This is a genomic window from Galbibacter mesophilus, assembly GCF_023721415.1.
Taxonomy (GTDB): Bacteria; Bacteroidota; Bacteroidia; order Flavobacteriales; family Flavobacteriaceae; genus Galbibacter; species Galbibacter mesophilus.
On record NZ_JAMQVC010000003.1, the window covers coordinates 219,102 to 238,033 of the forward strand.

Consider the following 18,932-nt stretch of genomic DNA (forward strand, 5'->3'; position numbering starts at 1 on the left):
ATTAACACAATTTATATAAAATAATGCAATGTTAACATTTCGTTTAACACAAAAACATGTTCGTCGTCATGTTTTAGGGTGGAAATTTTAGAATTGAATTAGCGAAAGCTTTAGTTCGTTTAAATAAAAAATATTCCAAGAGTTGATTTTACATGTTAAGCATCATTTTTCTATTCATATTAATTAGCATTTTACAGAATAAACTGACAGCCGTCATGAATTAGGGGAAATTGTAGGATTAATTTTACACCGAAATTAGATATAGTTAAAAAGGATTGAAAATATGAAGTTAATTGTTAGGTGAAATTTGTTCTATTGATTTCTTGGTATTGACTTAATAAATTGCTGTAAAATTAAATTTTTCAAGTGCATAGTCAAATTATTAGCTATTGGCTATCAGTAATTTACAAGGGATTTTATTTTAACATTAAGAAATTATTTCTATCTTAGTGATAAATAATCCATTAACTTTCTGATAAAAGTTCTCTCCCTGCCTATTTTCATTGAAATGTGAAGATAAACAGTACTAGTTAATCATAAAACTCTTTCCTCCAATCCTAAGATAGGATTATTTAAAGGTAATCCCTTTAAGCTTTTAATCATTTACGTTTTACTCATTCGTAAAGTGAAATAGTATTTGTCCCCCCTTTTTATCTATAGATATTCTTAATACAAATAAATTATTGTGATATGGTTAAAAGAATACTGTTATTAACCGCCGTTATTTTTTCATTTGTCAGTTACTCTTATTCACAGGTAGGAATTGGTACACTTGCACCTAATAATTCGGCGCAATTGGATATAGTAGCGGCAGACAAGGGATTGTTAATCCCCAGAGTCGCTTTAACCGCAACAAGTGATGGACAAACCATAACCGCTGGGAATGTCAACGGATTGCTTGTCTATAATACCGCTACCAATAGTGATTTGCAGCCTGGTTTTTATTATTGGTTAGGTAGCTCCTGGAAAAAAGTTATTTCTTCAGAAGATGTAGAGCAATTGGGTGGCGGGAATGTTGTTTTCGATCCAGATACGGAAGAATTTAGTTATTTGGATGAAAACGGAAACAATCAAGTTATCGATTTTGATCAACTCGTAAAGGCAAATGAAACCATTACTACTTTGGCAGATACAGATGGGGATGGAACTTTCACATATACTTCTGAAGATGGTACCGTAACCGATCTTCCAGTACCACAAGCAGGAATTGGCGATCCAAATACAAGCAGCACCCAAGGTAACCCTGGAGATATTTATGTAGACAGCTCCACTGGGGATATTTATACTTACAATAGTACCACCAATATGTGGGAGCAAGCAAATCCAAATGAAACCATTACTACTTTGGCAGATACAGATGGAGATGGAACTTTCACATATACTTCTGAAGATGGTACCGTAACCAATCTTCCAGTACCACAAGCAGGTATTGGCGATCCAAATACAAGCAGTACCCAAGGTAATCCTGGAGACATTTATGTAGACAGCTCCACTGGAGATATTTATACTTACAATAGTACCACTAATACGTGGGAGCAAGCTAATCCAAATGAAACCATTACCAGTTTGGTGGAAAATCCAGTAGGGAGTGGTATTTATCAGTACACCTCCGAAGATGCAACGGCTACAGAAATCAATGTAATTGAAGACGTAATTACCAATGCAACCCAAATATTTAACGATCCAAATGTAACAACGGAAGTTTCAAATATTGTAAGCGCTTCGGAAACCTTATCACCTTTAATAAACAATAATGACGGAACCTATACCTATACCGATGAAGATGGAACAGCAACTTCCATTGACATTGTGGGAGACGTCACCAACAATGCTAGTAGTATTTTTAATGATGCAGGAGTACTAAATGAAATCACCAGTATTGTGGATTCCACGGAAACGGTTACTGCCTTTAGTTTAGTACAGGGAACAAGTCCTACAGATAGTGGTAATTTTATTTTTACAGACGAAGATGGAGTGGATACCCAAATACCTTTATCTTCGCTGATTTCCACTACCGTTCCAAACGGAATATTTTTAGGTGGGGATGGTTTGTTGTTGGTGCCGCCACCTGCTGGTGAGACCACTACGACATTCACTCAAGATGTTTCTAATGGAATAATTACTTATACTAATGAAGATCTGATACCCACCACAGCCAACATAACCAGCGCCGACCCGAACAATATTTTAACCACAGGGACTGACGGGGGTTCATTTTTGACAGCAACAGATATAACTTCCGCAGAAACCAATACAACTTTGGAGATAACCGCAGGGGAACTGGTGTACAACAATGAAGATGGTGATAATGCGAACGTACCATTGATCTCGACGGACACCCCGAATGATCTTTCGGCAGGTACCGATGGCGGCCTTTTGGTGGATGTGGCTGCATCTGAAACTTTGACAGAACTTACCGCTGGAGCCGGGGCTACGCTGGATTACACTGATGAGGCAGGCATAACAAACAATATTGATATTTCGGGTGTAATCGCTTCTGGAGAAACAACAACACTGTTTGCACAGGACACAGGCACGGGGGTTGTTACCTATACCGATGAAGAATCGGCACCTTTTACAGCAAGTGTAACCAGTGCAGATGCAAACAATATTCTTTCAACCGGCACCGATGGCGGTTCATTATTGACAGCAACAGATATAACTTCAGCGGAGACCAATACGACTTTGGGAATAGCAGCAGGGGAACTCGTATACAACAATGAAGAGGGAAATAATGCGAATGTACCTCTAATTTCGACGGATACCCCTAATGATCTTTCGGCAGGTACCGATGGCGGCCTTTTGGTGGATGTATCTGCATCCGAAACCTTGACCACCTTATCGGCAGGTACGGGTGCCTTTTTGGACTATGTGGATGAAAATGCCAATACGAACAATGTAGATTTATCTGGGGTTATTGCCGCGGGAGAAACGACTACCACATTTGCGCAGGTCCCTGCTACGGGAGTCATTACCTATACCAATGAAGATAATACTTCAACCACGGCCAATGTTACCAGCACGGACGCTGACAACCTTTTGACCACGGGCGCTGACGGCGGTTCCTATCTGGATTCGCTTGCGGTACAGGGTGCTGAAACGCTGACAACATTCGAACAGGCTTCCGGTACGGGAATCATCACCTACACGGACGAGGAATCGAACCCATTCACGGCCAACGTAACCAGCACGGACGCAGACAACCTTCTGACCACGGGAGCTGACGGCGGTTCCTATTTGGATTCTCTTGCGGTGCAGGGTGCGGAAACGCTGACGACATTCGAACAGGCTTCCGGTACGGGGATTATCACCTACACGGATGAGGAATCGACTTCTTTTACGGCGAACGTCATCAGTACGGATGCGGACAACCTTTTGACCACAGGCGCCGATGGAGGTTCTTTCTTGGACTCGCTTGCGGTACAGGGCGCGGAAACGCTAACGACATTCGAACAGGCAACGGGTACGGGCATCATCACTTACACGGATGAAGAATCGAACCCATTTACGGCGAACGTCACGAGCACTGATGCTGATAACCTTTTGACCACGGGTGCTGACGGCGGTTCTTTCTTGGATTCGCTCGCGGTACAGGGTGCGGAAACGCTAACGACATTCGAACAGGCAACGGGTACGGGCATCATTACCTACACGGACGAGGAATCGAACGATTTTACGGCCAACGTAACCAGCACGGACGCAGACAACCTATTGACCACGGGTGCTGACGGCGGTTCCTATTTGGATTCGCTTGCGGTACAGGGCGTTGAAACCTTGACAAGTTTGGCCTCAGGTGCTGGCGCAACGCTGGATTATACGGATGAGGATGGGGTAATCAATAATGTCGATCTTTCTGGAACCATAGCTGCCGGTGAAACAACCACTACATTTGTTCAGGTTCCGACTACTGGGGTAATTACCTATATCAATGAAGATAATGCTTCAGCCACGGCCAACGTAACCAGCACGGACGCAGACAACCTATTGACCACGGGCGCTGACGGCGGTTCATTTTTGGATTCACTTGCGGTGCAGGGCGCGGAAACGCTGACGACATTCGAACAGGCTTCCGGTACGGGCATCATCACCTACACGGATGAGGAATCGACTTCTTTTACGGCGAATGTTATCAGTACGGATGCCAACAATATTTTGACGACAGGAACGGACGGCGGTTCTTTCTTGGATTCGCTTGCGGTGCAGGGCGCGGAAACACTGACGACATTTGAACAGGCTTCCGGTACGGGCATCATTACCTATACGGACGAGGAATCGATTTCTTTTACTGCCAACGTAACCAGCACGGATGCGGACAACCTTCTGACCACAGGCGCTGACGGAGGTTCTTTTCTGGACTCACTTGCGGTACAGGGCGCGGAAACGTTAACAACATTCGAACAGGCTTCCGGTACGGGCATCATCACCTACACTGATGAGGAGGCAAACCCATTCACGGCCAACGTCACGAGCACTGATGCTGATAACCTTTTGACCACGGGCGCTGACGGAGGTTCCTATTTGGATTCGCTCGCGGTACAGGGCGTGGAAACACTAACGACATTCGAACAGACTTCCGGTACGGGCGTCATCACCTACACGGATGAGGAATCGACTCCTTTTACGGCCAACGTAACCAGTACAGATGCTGACAACCTTCTAACCACGGGCGCTGACGGTGGTTCTTTCCTGGATTCGCTTGCGGTGCAGGGTGCAGAAACGCTTACGACATTTGAACAGGCTTCCGGTACGGGAATTATCACCTATACTGATGAAGAATCCAACGACTTTACGGCAAACGTTACCAGTACGGACGCAAACAACCTTTTGACTACCGGCGCTGACGGAGGTTCTTTCTTGGACTCTCTTGCGGTACAGGGCGTGGAGACTTTGACAAGTTTGGCATCAGGTGCTGGCGCAACGCTGGATTATACCGATGAGGATGGGGTAATCAATAATGTCGATCTTTCTGGGGCAATAGCTGCCGGTGAAACGACCACTACATTTGTTCAGGTTCCGACTACTGGGGTAATTACCTATATCAATGAAGATAATACTTCAACCACGGCCAATGTTACCAGCACGGATACGGGGAACCTTTTGATCACGGGAACTGATGGAGGTTCTTATCTGGATTCGCTTGCGGTACAGGGCGCAGAGACACTGACGACATTCGAACAGGCCTCTGGCACAGGAATTATCACCTATACTGATGAAGAATCGAACGATTTTACGGCGAACGTCACCAGTACGGATGCGGACAACCTTTTGACCACAGGCGCTGACGGTGGTTCCTATTTGGACTCTCTTGCGGTGCAGGGTGCAGAAACGCTTACGACATTTGAACAGGCTTCCGGTACGGGAATTATCACTTACACCGATGAGGAGGCAAACCCATTCACGGCGAATGTCACCAGCACGGACGCAGACAACCTCTTGACCACGGGCGCTGACGGAGGTTCTTTCTTGGACTCTCTTGCGGTACAGGGCGTGGAGACCTTGACAAGTTTGGCCTCAGGAGCTGGCGCAACGCTGGATTATACCGATGAAGATGGGGTAACCAATAATGTCGATCTTTCTGGAACCATAGCTGCCGGTGAAACGACCACTACATTTGTTCAGGTTCCGACTACGGGGGTAATAACCTATATCAATGAAGATAATACTTCGGTAACGGCCAATGTTACCAGCACCGACCTGGATAATCTTCTGACTACGGGCGCTGATGGAGGTTCTTATTTGGATTCTCTGGCTATTCAAGCGACTCAGACTTTAACTTCATTAACTTACGATGGTTCTACTCAAGCCTTAATATATACGGATGAAAATGGAGATCCAACGGAGTTTGAGTTAGTGGATTTGGTAGGGGAAGCCCAAACACTTACAACATTGGAGGTTAATGAAGCGAATACTACACTAGATTATTTTGATGAAAATGGAAACTTAAATGTTTTAAATCTAACACCATTAATAGAAGAACCATGGTTCAGTGTTGATACAGGAGTTGGAGCAACTTTAAACACAGAGAATATTTATACTCAAGGATGGGTTGGTATTGGATTTGACGAGCCCAACGATCCATCTATTGCGCCAAATGAAAAGTTAAGGGTAAATGGGGCTATTACCACAGTAAATAGCTATTATGCAGACTATGTTTTTGAAAGTTACTTCCATGGGTTTTCCAATATTAAAGAAGACTATAAATTCAAGTCGTTGCCAGAAATAGAAAAGTTTATTTCAATAAACAAGCATCTTCCGGGTATTACACCTATTTCCCATCTTCAGAAAACAAATAGTGGTTATGCTTTCAATATGTCTGAATTATCCATTCAGCTATTAGAGAAAACCGAAGAACTCTACCTTCATATTATCGAACTCAATAAAGAGTTGAAAAGTAAGGAAACAAAAATAAAGGAATTGGAAACATACACTAAAAGCTTGGACGAAAGACTTAAAAAACTTGAACGGAAACTGCATGAAACAAATTAATTTTTATTTCAGTGAAGTAGTATCAATCCAAAATTCAATGAATGCCATGAATAAAAGAAATACCAATATTATGAAAGTTGTCATTGCATCTTTTTTCTGTTTATTATTAATGAATCCTATTCTTGGGCAGGTAAATATGACTAAAGTAAAAGATGCCTCGGTTTCTGGATCGGCAAGAACACCTGTTCCAGGTGCTGTTATGGAGCTTGAAAGTGTAACTAAGGGTTTTCTAACTCCGCGAATGACTACTGGTCAACGTGATGCTATTCCGGCAGCGAATAGAACCGATGGACTACTTATATTTAATACCACTTCTGGGTGTTTCAATTATTGGAGTGCAGACCAAGACGATTGGCTCTCGATATGTGGAACGCCACCGCCAGCAGTTTTTGATATTACTGATTGCAGTAATGTTGAAGCCAATGGAGTTTATTCGCAAGGAGAAACCTTGGACGCTTCTAATTTCTTGACGGTTCCCGTAACTGTAACACAGGCTGGAACTTATAACTTTTCAGCCACCACCGACAATGGTTATTATTTTAATTTAGAAGGTTCTTTTCCTTCAGCGGGGAATTATGTGTTGAATGTTCCTGGAACTGGAACACCTAGTAGAGCAATTCCGCCAGGAGATGCGCTATCTATTTCTCTTAACGGTCAGGATAATACATGTTCTATAACCATACTTATAGCTCCAGCAGATGTGCTTTATTCATTAGCTTGTGCTGCCCCGGCTCCAGTTGTAGAAGGAGGTTATTTTAGAGGAATCCCTTTGGATAATACTAATACAATAACGCTTCAGGTTGATGTAACAAATGTTGGTTTTTGGAGCGTTAGCTCTACTACAGTAAATGGTTATTCGTTTAGTGGTTCTGGTACATTTACAAATTCAGGGATACAGGATATTGTATTATTAGGAACGGGAACTCCTGAAAGTTCTGGAGTGAATTCATTTGACATTGTATCTAATTCTTCTGATGGTGCCTCATGTACGGGAATTCAAGTTACTGTAGAAAGTGTTGCGTACACAATTGATTGTGCATCAGCAACTCCCGAAGGAGTGTATACCGAAGATGTGGCAACTACATCTGCTAACACTATATCATTACCAATTAATGTTACGGCTACTGGAGAAACAGAAATTACTACAGATAGTGTAGACGGACTTTCATTTTCTTCAGGACCAATTACCTTATCCGCCTTGGGAGCTCAAACCGTTACTTTAAACGCAACGGGAACACCCACGAGTGACGGCACTAAAACATTTACTGTGTCCGGAACTCCGGGTGGAGATGCTACTTGTACAGTAGATGTAACGGTAGCGCCGCAACCTGTAGCGTTTAGTCTTAATTGTGGAAGTATAACAGAAGCTGGAGATTACGCTCCTGGAATTGCAATGACAGCCTCGAATACGTTGACGGTGGGGGTTAATGTAACGTACGTTGGTGATTATACTATTTCTACAAATACAGTGAACGGTGTTAGTTTTTCGGGAACGGGAACTTTTGCAACCACTGGAGCCCAAAACGTAATACTTACGGCGACAGGAACACCAACCGATGGAGGAACTTTTGATTATACACTTACTTCCAATAGTGCTTCGGGAACCACTATGTGTGCAACAGATGTTCTATTCATTTACCGACAAATGAATGTCTTGGGCTTGGGTGGTGGTATTTATCAGCCTGCTAGTTCTGGCACAGGAAATACTTCCCGTGCGTTATTGGCTTCTAGTGCTAACTTTAGTGCTACGGGTACCATACCTGTAGAAGGCTTCAATATTATAAATGGAAATAATAATCAAGGTAATACCTTACGGGATTTAATTAATAATAATAATATAGATATTGTAGTGATTGGATTTGATTACCGACCGAACGCAGATTCAAGAACTATTTTAAATGATTTTGTTCAAAATAAATTAGGCGTTCTAATTCATTCCCAAGAGAATGACACAGGCAGTCATGAGTCATTAATAACGCTTATTTGTGGAGGAAATGTAACTGTTTCCGAGGCAAATTCAACTTCAGTAATGAACGTTTCCAATTTGCCTGGACAACCAATTCTTAACGGTCCTTTTGGAGATACCGCTGGATTAGCAACGGGAGGGGATTTAAACAATTCTAGTTATTTTGAGAATTTACCATCGACGGTGACTTCTTTGGCATCTAATGGGAATGATTCCTCTAGGTCTTGGATGTTTGTACATAATACTCTTGGTTATATGTCAATAGGAGACTCAGGTTGGACAGCTGGGGACGCCACTAATAGCAGTAATAATATTTGGCCTGCAAGAATTTCCTCAATTGGGGTTCCTCAACCAAAACCAGGTTATGGTAGTGGTGTTACCGTTTATAACAGCCTTATTTACGCAAATGCTATGGCATGGGCCATTGAATATGCGCAGGCTAATACAGATGTAAATTATGTTATACCATAAAAATAAAATCGTAATCTGCTGAAAGAATATGTTGTATTGTAAAAATTTAAGACTATCAGTTGGGATTTTGATTTGTTTTTTCTTCTCAGAATTAACAGGCCAAACCATCAATACGGGTGAAATGGCTGTCATGCCTAATACTCAAATGGTAGTCTTTGAAGATTTTTACAATCAAAATGCAGGTGAATTATATAATGACGGGGAACTTCATTTTAAGTCGTCTTTTACGAATGATGCTGTTTTTGATTATCTGGATGGCGGACTCACGGCTTTTAACGGCGCTGGTGTACAACGTATAACCGGAGCCAATGAGAGTTATTTTTACGACATTTTGTTCAGTAATAATAGCGGTTTATTAAGTAGTGGAAATAATGCTTCTTTTGAATTGGAGGGGTTGATAAGTATCGCCAATCTGGCAACATTCGATGCAGGAATAGTAAACAATGACGATTTTGGTGGCACCATTTCTTTTGAAGAAAATGCTTCCCATGAAAATGCTTCTGATAATAGTTTTGTAGATGGTTTTGTTTCTAAAGCTCCTTCAGGATTTTTTAGATATCCTATTGGTGATGATTCTTTTTACCGACAATTGGATGTTACTCCTAGCAACAGTACTTCCGCAGCCATCAGTACAAAATATACTTTACGTAATTCCGATGATGTCTACAGTCACGATGATCGGGATCCAGGGATAGATTTTATAGACGATCAAGAATATTGGGAAATAACTGGGTTGTCAGGTGATGAGGCTTTAATTACCATTTTTTGGAGGGATGAAACAACTTCAACTACCATTTTAAATGAAATACCTGAGAGTTTAACTATTGTTTATTATGATTCTCAAATTCAAACTTGGGTTGACTTGATTGGCTTGCCAGGGTCTGAGCCTAATTCATTAACGGCTACGGCAAGCTCTGATGGGCTTTATGCTTTGGCTATTACAGCCTTTGATCCTGCGCCACCACCGGCACCCGAATGTGGAAATATTACTATACACAATGCTATTTCTCCCAATAATGACGGTATGAACGATTTTTTTAAAGTGGAAAGGGAAAATGAAGAAGATTGCGATTATACCAATCCTATTAGTGTTAAGATTTTCAATAGGTGGGGCATATTGGTTTTCGAAAGTGATAATTACGGAACGGACATTGGAGGTGACGTTTTTAAAGGGTATTCGGAAGGACGTGCAACTTTAAATAAAAATGAATTGTTGCCAACAGGAACCTATTATTACATAATGCAATTTAGTTACGAAGGTGATGGGGAAACGCAAGTATACAATGAATCGGGCTATTTGTATTTAACCTCTGATTAAAAGGAGTTAAACCATAAAAACATGAATTATCCAATACGACTTTTAATTATAATCATTTCATTCCCAATCTATTTGGCAACTTTTTCTGTGGCATACGGTCAACAAAATTCCCAGTACACGCAATACATGTATAATACAATTACTATTAATCCTGCGTATGCGGGGAGTAGGGGAATGTTGAGTCTAAATGGGTTGTACCGTTCGCAATGGGTAGGTTTAGATGGAGCTCCCGAAACCATGAACTTCTCCGCCAATACACCTGTTGGCGTTGGCAAAGTGGGGCTGGGGTTAAGTTTCGTAAACGATAGAATTGGACCTACGGAAAGTTATTGGGTGGCGGCAGATTTTGCGTATACCATTCGGCCAAACGATGTGTTAAAGCTTTCTTTCGGGTTAAAAGGTGGATTGAATTCCTATAATTTGGATGTCGATAAATTGAATCCTGATACTTCCTTAGACCCGAACCTTTTCAATATCAATAAAATTTCCGCCATTATCGGGTTTGGGTTTTATTTACATACCGAAAAATGGTATGTAGGATTGTCTTCGCCCAACGTTTTAGAAACAAGGTATTATGATGATGTTGCCACCTCCACAGCTTCAGAAAGAGCACATTTTTACTTGATTGGAGGTTATGTTTTTGACTTGGGAAGCAGTGTGAAATTTAAGCCTGCACTTCTAACGAAAGCCTCATCAGGATCCCCTTTATCAGTAGATTTATCAGCAAATTTTCTGTTCAATGATAAATTCACCTTGGGAGCTGCCTATCGGTGGGGTGCGGCCATAAGTGGATTAGCGGCTTTTCAAATTTCCGACCAACTTATGATAGGCTATGCATACGACTACGATACCACAGAACTTGGGAATTATAATTCGGGTTCCCATGAAATTATTCTAAGGTTTGAATTTGGAAGAACGGTGCGACGCGTTGTGAGTCCGAGATTTTTCTAACAAAGCATGAAATTATGAAAGGGTTTTTATTAACATTGGTATTTTTAGGATGCTCATTTTCCATGGTTTTATCACAGGAGAAAAAAATGAAAAGAGCAAACAAGGAATATAAATCATTGGCTTTTATCGATGCTAATGAGATTTATCTTGATGTTGCCAAAAAAGGGTATCGCTCTGCAGAATTGCTTTCGCGCTTAGGGAATACCTATTATTTTAATGCCCGCTATGAAGAAGCTGAAAAATGGTACTCTGAATTAATTAAAGGCTATCCAGATAGTTACGAGAACATTTATCTCTTGCGATACGCACAATCTTTAAAAGCTTCTGGTAAAAATGAAGAAGCCGCTTCCTATTACAATCAATATCGGGAAAGACTTGGTGAAACTTCCAAAGAAATTAAAACAGCAGCCGATTATAGAGCTATTATCGAAGAAAATTCAGGAAGGTATACCATGGAATCTTGGAGCGGTAATTCTAAAGGTATCGATTTTGGAAGTTCGGTTCATGATGGAAAATTATATTTTGCTTCCACTAGGGATACAGGGACGGTTTTGAAGAAGACGAATAGTTGGGACGGACTGCCATTTTTGGATATATACTCGGCTTCCATTTCAGAAGGAAAAATCGAAAAAATTCAGGGAGAAGTTAATAGCAGTTTGCATGAAAATTCAGCAGTAATTACCAAGGATGGCAAAACGATGTATTTCACCCGTACCGATAAGAAGAAAGATAGAAAAAAAGGCAAGGATGAATTGCAGCAACTAAAGATTTACAGGGCAAAGAATATAGATGGCGAATGGAAAGAAATTGAAGATCTTTCTATCAATGGGGAAAATTTCTCAACGGCCCATCCGGCTTTGAGTCCGTCGGAAGATAAATTATATTTTACGTCCAACCGACCGGAATCCATAGGCGCCACCGATATTTTTATGGCTGCCATTAATCCGGACGGAAGTATGGGTAGAGTAGAGAATCTTGGAGCAACGATAAATACCAAAGGAAGGGAGTCTTTTCCTTTTGTGTCAGAAAGAAATGAACTCTATTTTTCTTCCGATGGTCATTTTGGTTTGGGCGGCTACGATGTTTTTTATTCAAAAATTACTTCAAACGGATTTTTACCGCTTATCAATGTAGGCAAGCCGGTAAATTCTGAAACCGATGATTTTGCCTTTTTTATAAACACAGATACCAAAAAAGGATATTTTAGTTCCAATAGACCTGGTGGAAAAGGCTACGACGACATTTACTCTTTCGTGGAGAATAAAGATATTTTAGAATTATTTATAATTGAAGCTTCAGGAACAGTGTATGATAAGGCCACCGGAGAAACTATAGGGGGAGCTACAGTAAGTGTTTTGGATACCGATTTGAATGTACAAAAACAAGTGACGACCGACGCCAATGGGGAATATACGATGGAAATAGATAACCGTTTGGCAAATACCATAAGGGCAAGTAAAGAAAATTATGATACCGAAGAAGCAATAGTAGAAAATCTAGGGACAAAGGTTACCAATGATTTCTACCTAGAACGAAATGCTTTTGATGTATTGCCAGGCGATGATCTTGCAAAAATGCTAGGCATTGAAACTATTTATTTTGATTTTGATGAATCTAAAATCCGACCTGATGCTGAGGTAGAATTGCAGAAAATCGTAACGGTATTGAATAAATATCCAAGGTTAACGATAGATGTGCGTTCGCATACCGATAGTCGTGGGAACGATGGTTACAACAAAGAACTTTCCAACAGACGTGCTGAAGCTACTAAAAAATATATCATTGAAAAAGGAATATCCGCCAATCGTGTGTCGGGGAGGGGATACGGCGAAACCGAACTTTTAAATAATTGCGGGAATAACAGCAATTGTTCCGCCGATCAGCATCAACTCAACCGCCGAAGTGAATTTATTGTAAACCAGTTGGGGGAGTAGGGGTACATAATTTGTACTTTACAAATGTATCCATTTTCTTGTTTGTAGATTGAAATTTAATCACTCCTTTTTGTTTTTGTAATGCTATTTCATGAAAACCAGAAGTCAATATTACTTCGTTCCAATTTTCACACTCTATTGATGAAGGGAGAAGTGGTTTTATGATTTTAAAACTTTTGGGAAGTTTTACTTTTGCTTTACAATTAGTGGGAATTGTAATAGTGAGGTCTGTTGCATTACCACTTTTTTCCCAATGAACAGAAACAGTACCTTTTAGAGATTTATATGAAGTTTTTGCCCATTGTAATTCAGTATCGAGACCAGGAGTAATATTGAAATCTGTTTTCGTGGTAAAATGGGGTGAAATTCCTCCTAAATAATAGTACAAATAGAATCCAATATTACTGGCAAATGGATGATGGGAAGTGCCGTAACCTTCAGAATTTAGGTTCTCTCCCATTGTACTTTTGTCATCATGTACGAAATGAAGCCATCCTGGACTTTTTTCCTGTATTAGCATTTTATAGATTATATCTCGATGACCATTTTCAGATAAATATTTTAGAAGTGGAATAACTCCTACAAAACCAACAGAAGTATGATAATCGTTTGATTCTATGGCTTCCAATAGTCTTTTCTCAACCTGATTTTCTACATTCTTTGGAACAAGGTCCAGAAATAAAGGAAGTGCCTGTGCAGTTTGACTATTTTTGGCATACCAACCTGTTTTTTGATCTAAAAAGTTTTTATTGAAAGAATTTTTTATTCTATTAGCATGATTTTTATAGCTATTGTAGATTTCCGGCTTTCCTAAAATCTCAGCATGTTTTGCAACTATATTGCATAAGTAAAATGAGGCTGCGGTAGAAGTTTGCTCTACAGGAGTTAATCCAGGACCCCACCCTTTTTGATTATGTTTTAGGTCCAACCAATCACCTAAAGACCAATATACGATATCATTTTTTGCTGTAGAGCGCACGAAATCAGAGTATTTTTTTATAGCTTCAAAACTGTTTTCTATTATCGTAGTGTCTCCAGTGAATCGAAATAGTTCTTCAGCTACAAATGCGATTGTTCCTCCCCACCACGGATCGTCATAGCGAATTATGGTGTCATTGCCTTTTTCGGTTTTCTCTAAAAGTCCCCAGCCATTGGTGGGTACAATAGGAGGAATATGCCCATTTTCTTCTTGGGAATCTATCAAATCTTGTAGATATTTTTTATAAGTATTAATAGCATTAAAATTCATAAGGTAGGACTCCATTGTTACCATTCCGGCGTCAAAGGTCCAACCCATCTTTTCACGGGTAGGTTCTTCACCTGGCATACTATGTACACTGTTTAGTAAAGTTCTGCGAACGGCGGAATTCAACTCATTTAACCGTTCATTGGATGACTCAAATGTTCCAATACTTTTTAGATCTGTGTGGACGGAAAGAGCTTCTATATTTTTAATACTGTCCTTGGGTGCTCCAGTTATTTGGACATACCGAAAACCGTGGTAGGTAAATCTAGGTTTAAAAATATCTGATTTCTTTCCGCTTAAGATTAATTTGCCATGTTGAAACCTGCCCCAAGTATGTCCGGAACTGTTTTTAATGTTCAAAGTGCTATCTTTGCGGAGTATTTCATTAAACTGAATGTTAACGAGCTTCCCCTTGGAACCAGAAATTTTAATTTTGGCATATCCCGTGATATTTTCACCAAAATCAAATATTGTTGTGTCTTTTCCTACTTGCCAAGAATTAATTGGAGAGAAGCGTTTTGTTTCCCGCAGTGGTGGCATATATTGATACGTAATTTTACCAATAGGAGACGGAACCGTTTTTACATGAGCCCAATTTTTGGTGTTAAAGTCGTTCATAGTCCAATTGCTAAAATCAATTCTAGCGTCAATAGTTTCTCCGCCACGAATACTATTGTAAACTATTGGACCATAACTCCATTTCCATGACTCATCAGATACTATTTTTTTAATGGAGCCATCGTTGTATTCTAAATGCAATTCAAAAAGTAATTTTGGTGGTGTTTTCCAGTTGGATTTTTCCATTTGAAAAAGATCTCGCTCTTGATGGTTGTAAAATCCATTTCCAAGAATAACTCCAATAATATTTTTGTTAATTTTAATAGAGTGGGTAACATCGAATGCATTGTATTTTATTTTTTTTTGATAATCCGTGAAAACAGGATTCAAAACATGATTTTCAATACGTGCACCATTGAGAAACATTTCATAATATCCCAATCCAGAAATATAGGCTGTAGCTTTTTTTATTTGCCTTGTAACAAATTCTTTTTGAAGATAAACGGCAGAAGTATCTTCTGATGTAAATGGTCTGCTATCGTCATATTTGGAAAATGGCTCTCTTTTATTGGAAACATTACAAAATTTGTTCGAAATCCAATTCCCTTTCCAGTCGTCTTCAGATAACATTCCAGTTTGAAAAAAGGAGGTCTTACTGAAGATTGCAGCTTCCTTTTTATTCCTCCATACTTTGACTTTCCAATAATATTTTTCATTGGATTTAAGTGGTTTTCCTTGATATTTGACGTTTAAGGTATTGGAAGAAGTTTTTTTTCCACTATCCCAAACTAAAGAGTTTTTCCAATTCAGAGAATTTGTGCTCACAAGAATTTGATAAGCATATTGATAAGTATTGTTTTCTGAAGCTTTTAATTTCCAACTAAATTTTGGCTGTGGTTTATCAATACCTATTGGATTTTTAAGATACTCTGTTGTTAAATCATAAATCTTAATGGTTTGCTCGTTATAAGAGCAACCAATATATAGGAGCATGAGTAAAATAATGCATAATCTCATTTTGAAGCATTGATTTTTAGTTTTGCCATTTTGCGCTTTAGTTTCCTTTTTAAATCGATGAATTTATTGTTATTGGCAAGGTTGTTAGTTTCGTTCGGATCTTCATTTAATTTATAAAGTTCTTCGAAAACGACAGAGGCTGTATCACGATTTTTGAAATAGAGCATATATTTAGTATTGCCATCCACTATACCTTCTGTGCTTGGAATATAGTATGCGGGCGAAGATTGCCATAGGTGCTCATAAAAGAATTCTTTTCGCCAGGAAATATTAGGATTTTCAATGAGCTCTCGTAGGTCTTTACCCTGCATATCTTTTGGGGCTTCAATTCCTGCAAATCCAAGGATGGTAGGAGCGATATCTATGTTTAGGGCCATTTTACTAATAATTTTACTCCTAAAATTTTGGTTTTCTGGATGATATATTATTAGTGGGACTCGTATGGAAGGATCGCTGCCGTACCATTTTCCAGCAAAGCCATATTCCCCAAGGTAGAAGCCGTTATCACTGGAAAAAATTATAATGGTATTTTTATCTTGTCCATTTTCTTTAAGTGATTTCAGGATGTTTCCAATTGCCGTGTCTATGCCATAAATTAACTCATAATATTTTTTTATGTTTTCCTGCTGCATTTCAGCCGTTTTGAAACGGTCCTCCCAGCGGTTTCTGGCTACATTGTTTTTTGTGAAGTTATCTGGAAAGTGATTGAAAAATTCCTGTTTTGATGTTTCTGGAACCGCTAATTTAGCATCTTTGAATAGGTTAGTATATGACTCGTCTGGAAGAAAGTACCCTGGGTCTCCCTCTACATGTGGAGCTTTAAAACTAACAGATAGACAGAATGGTTTGTTTGAACCTATTTGAGAATTTAAAAAAGTTATGGCTTGCCCTTCTATTTTTTTTGTTAAATGGATTGAATCACCTTTTTCATTGATTTGTTTAAATGATCCCTGCCCGGCAAACCCTTTCCAATAATCAAACTCTTCTTTTGGTAGTGCATGTCCAACACCATATTTACCAATAAATCCGGTAGTATAACCATTTTGACGTAAAATTAGCGGATAGGTGTTCTCAAGCTGTTCTTTTGAAAAATTCTTTTGAAACCCCCAAATTTTATGCTTTCTAGCATATTGTCCTGTTAAGATACTGGCTCTGCTTACTGCACATATAGAAGTGGTTACATAGGCATTCTTAAAGTAGGTTCCCTCCTTGGCCAACCTGTCAATGTTAGGTGTTTGGACATCTTCGTTTTCAGCAAAACCAATAGCATCTGCCCGTTGATCATCAGAAAGTAAAAAAATAATGTTAGGTCTTTTTTTTACTTCTAAAGATTGTTCTTTTTTTGGAGACCTTGAACAAGAAATAAATGCAATAGCTAAAATTAATAAAAATAATTTTTGAGTTTTTTTCATAATATGAAAATTAAAAGGGGATGTCAAAAAATCCAGCATCATTATTAGTTGCTGCTTTGCCAACATCCCCTTTAAGTTATTTCAGTTTATAGGGATATTTACCACCCAGCATTTTGCTCATATCCAAATTGTTGTACTTGGTTGAAAGGGATAGCCAATAATGTTCGTATATTTTCGTATTCCAATCCTTGCGTTAAATGCGGTTTTAGAGCCAAAAGATCGTCTCCATGAGCCTTCATAGTTTCAACGGCCTTTCCAGTTCTAACCAAATCAAACCATCGATGATTTTCAAAGGCCAGCTCAAGACGTCTTTCAATAGCAATTTTCTCTAAAGCTTCTTCTTTGGAAGTAGCATCAACCGTCTCCGTAAGACCTGTGCGAGGTCTAATCTCATTGTTAACGATGTTTAAACCACTAGTAATGTCGCCAGTTTCCACTAAACATTCTGCTAACATTAATCTAGCATCGGCATAGCGAAATACAGGATAGTTAATATCTTGTTGCCCTGGAGCTAATGGTAAATAATAATATTTGTTAATATAAGGTTCGCTCGCATCACCTTCACCATAGAAAGCAATGTTTACACTAAACCTAGCATCTTCTTCTGAATATAGATTTATTAAATCCTGTGTTGGTTGATTTAAACCTGCTCTACCACTTGCAGTACCAAATATAACCAAATCGCTACCGGAGTTAAACGGCACGAAAGAAGTTAAGAAGTTAGATGGTTGCCCTTGATCAAAAGAATATTGAAGTTCAAAAACAGACTCAGCACTATTCTTATTGGATGGGTCAAAATTTTGTTTGTAATCAGCTAAAATTTGATATCCTAATGTTTCCATTTGCCTAAGTGGCGCAATTGCTTCAGAAAACTGCTGATCCTCCATCAAAATCTTAGCTTTTAACATTAAAGCAGTGCCCTGTGTTACACGACCTTCATCTGAAGGAGACCATGATTTAGGTAAAAAACTTATGGCTCTTTCAAGATCTTCCATAATTGCTGCGTGTATTTCGGCTTTATCCACACGGGTGGTAAATTCATCATTCACGGCGTTTTCTGGCGAAGAAGCTACTGAAGTAACAAATGGAACCGCGCCAAAATTACGGGTTAGGTTAAAATAGGCCCATGTTCTAAAGAATAAGGCTTCTCCAAGCCTTGCATCTTTTAAAGCAGAATCATTAAAATCTACCTCGGGAATGTTGTTTATGATATTATTTGCATCTAACACAACGCCATACCAACCATTCCATAGCTGGGAAATATTACCATTGTCAGCACTCATTGTAAACTCATCGTTTTCTTCCAACCGTGCTCCCCCGCGGTCGGCCTCATTCCTTTGGTACGATGTATTATCAGAACGGAACTCTCCAAACTTCCATTGGTTTGAGTAAATTCCACGGTGGGAAGTATAGATAGCGGTTACACCTTCATTAATTTGTTTTTCAGTATTGAAAAAACTTAAAGCAGTATTGGAATTAGAAGGTTCCAAGGTTAAAAAATCGTCTGTATTACAACTCGAAGTTAAAATACCTAAAGTTAAAACTGTATATATTATACTTTTTTTCATAGTAT

Annotated in this window: 8 protein-coding genes; 5 read left to right on the forward strand and 3 right to left on the reverse strand. The window is 39.4% G+C overall.

Annotated elements, in window-relative coordinates; genetic code table 11:
• Positions 1-690: 690 nt before the first annotated feature.
• The 5 genes from NDQ75_RS12810 to NDQ75_RS12830 all read left to right on the forward strand — a co-directional run bounded on the left by NDQ75_RS12810 (position 691) and on the right by NDQ75_RS12830 (position 13,126).
• The gene (locus NDQ75_RS12810) at positions 691-6,486 is read left to right on the forward strand and encodes a beta strand repeat-containing protein (protein WP_202029464.1); all 5,796 of its coding nucleotides are present in this window, start codon (positions 691-693) and stop codon (positions 6,484-6,486) included.
• Positions 6,487-6,532: 46 nt separating this feature from the next.
• Positions 6,533-8,923: a hypothetical protein gene (locus NDQ75_RS12815; protein WP_202029463.1), complete on the forward strand. Its 2,391-nt coding sequence runs from the start codon at positions 6,533-6,535 to the stop codon at positions 8,921-8,923.
• Between the two features lie 130 nt (positions 8,924-9,053).
• Entirely contained in the window at positions 9,054-10,241 is a 1,188-nt protein-coding gene (locus NDQ75_RS12820; protein ID WP_251762029.1) for a gliding motility-associated C-terminal domain-containing protein, read from the forward strand.
• A gap of 21 nt (positions 10,242-10,262) precedes the next feature.
• Positions 10,263-11,192 carry a PorP/SprF family type IX secretion system membrane protein gene (locus NDQ75_RS12825; RefSeq protein WP_202029461.1) on the forward strand — a complete coding sequence of 310 codons (930 nt, stop codon included), beginning with the start codon at positions 10,263-10,265 and terminating at the stop codon, positions 11,190-11,192.
• Positions 11,193-11,206: 14 nt separating this feature from the next.
• Positions 11,207-13,126 carry an OmpA family protein gene (locus tag NDQ75_RS12830; protein WP_202029460.1) on the forward strand — a complete coding sequence of 640 codons (1,920 nt, stop codon included), beginning with the start codon at positions 11,207-11,209 and terminating at the stop codon, positions 13,124-13,126.
• On the opposite strand, the gene NDQ75_RS12835 is transcribed toward NDQ75_RS12830, so the two are convergent.
• The 3 genes from NDQ75_RS12835 to NDQ75_RS12845 form a co-directional block, all read right to left on the reverse strand.
• Positions 13,101-15,947 (reverse strand): alpha-L-rhamnosidase, encoded by a 2,847-nt coding sequence (locus tag NDQ75_RS12835; protein WP_202029459.1) that lies wholly within the window; start codon positions 15,945-15,947, stop codon positions 13,101-13,103. The genes NDQ75_RS12830 and NDQ75_RS12835 overlap by 26 nt on opposite strands.
• Complete coding sequence (locus NDQ75_RS12840; RefSeq protein ID WP_202029458.1) at positions 15,944-17,359, reverse strand: sulfatase family protein; 1,416 nt, start codon at positions 17,357-17,359, stop codon at positions 15,944-15,946. The genes NDQ75_RS12835 and NDQ75_RS12840 overlap by 4 nt, the downstream gene beginning before the upstream one ends.
• 98 nt (positions 17,360-17,457) lie before the next feature.
• A complete protein-coding gene (locus tag NDQ75_RS12845; protein ID WP_202029457.1) occupies positions 17,458-18,927 on the reverse strand; it encodes a RagB/SusD family nutrient uptake outer membrane protein in 1,470 nt (489 codons plus the stop codon).
• Positions 18,928-18,932: the final 5 nt, after the last annotated feature.

Bases quoted from the DNA above. Each gene is read 5' to 3' on its own strand.
- NDQ75_RS12810 (WP_202029464.1), top strand. From the start codon at position 691: ATGGTTAAAAGAATACTGTTATTAACCGCCGTTATTTTTTCATTTGTC.
- NDQ75_RS12820 (WP_251762029.1), top strand. From the start codon at position 9,054: ATGCCTAATACTCAAATGGTAGTCTTTGAAGATTTTTACAATCAAAAT.
- NDQ75_RS12835 (WP_202029459.1), bottom strand. From the start codon at position 15,947: ATGAGATTATGCATTATTTTACTCATGCTCCTATATATTGGTTGCTCT.
- NDQ75_RS12845 (WP_202029457.1), bottom strand. From the start codon at position 18,927: ATGAAAAAAAGTATAATATATACAGTTTTAACTTTAGGTATTTTAACT.
- NDQ75_RS12840 (WP_202029458.1), bottom strand. From the start codon at position 17,359: ATGAAAAAAACTCAAAAATTATTTTTATTAATTTTAGCTATTGCATTT.
- NDQ75_RS12815 (WP_202029463.1), top strand. From the start codon at position 6,533: ATGAATAAAAGAAATACCAATATTATGAAAGTTGTCATTGCATCTTTT.
- NDQ75_RS12830 (WP_202029460.1), top strand. From the start codon at position 11,207: ATGAAAGGGTTTTTATTAACATTGGTATTTTTAGGATGCTCATTTTCC.
- NDQ75_RS12825 (WP_202029461.1), top strand. From the start codon at position 10,263: ATGAATTATCCAATACGACTTTTAATTATAATCATTTCATTCCCAATC.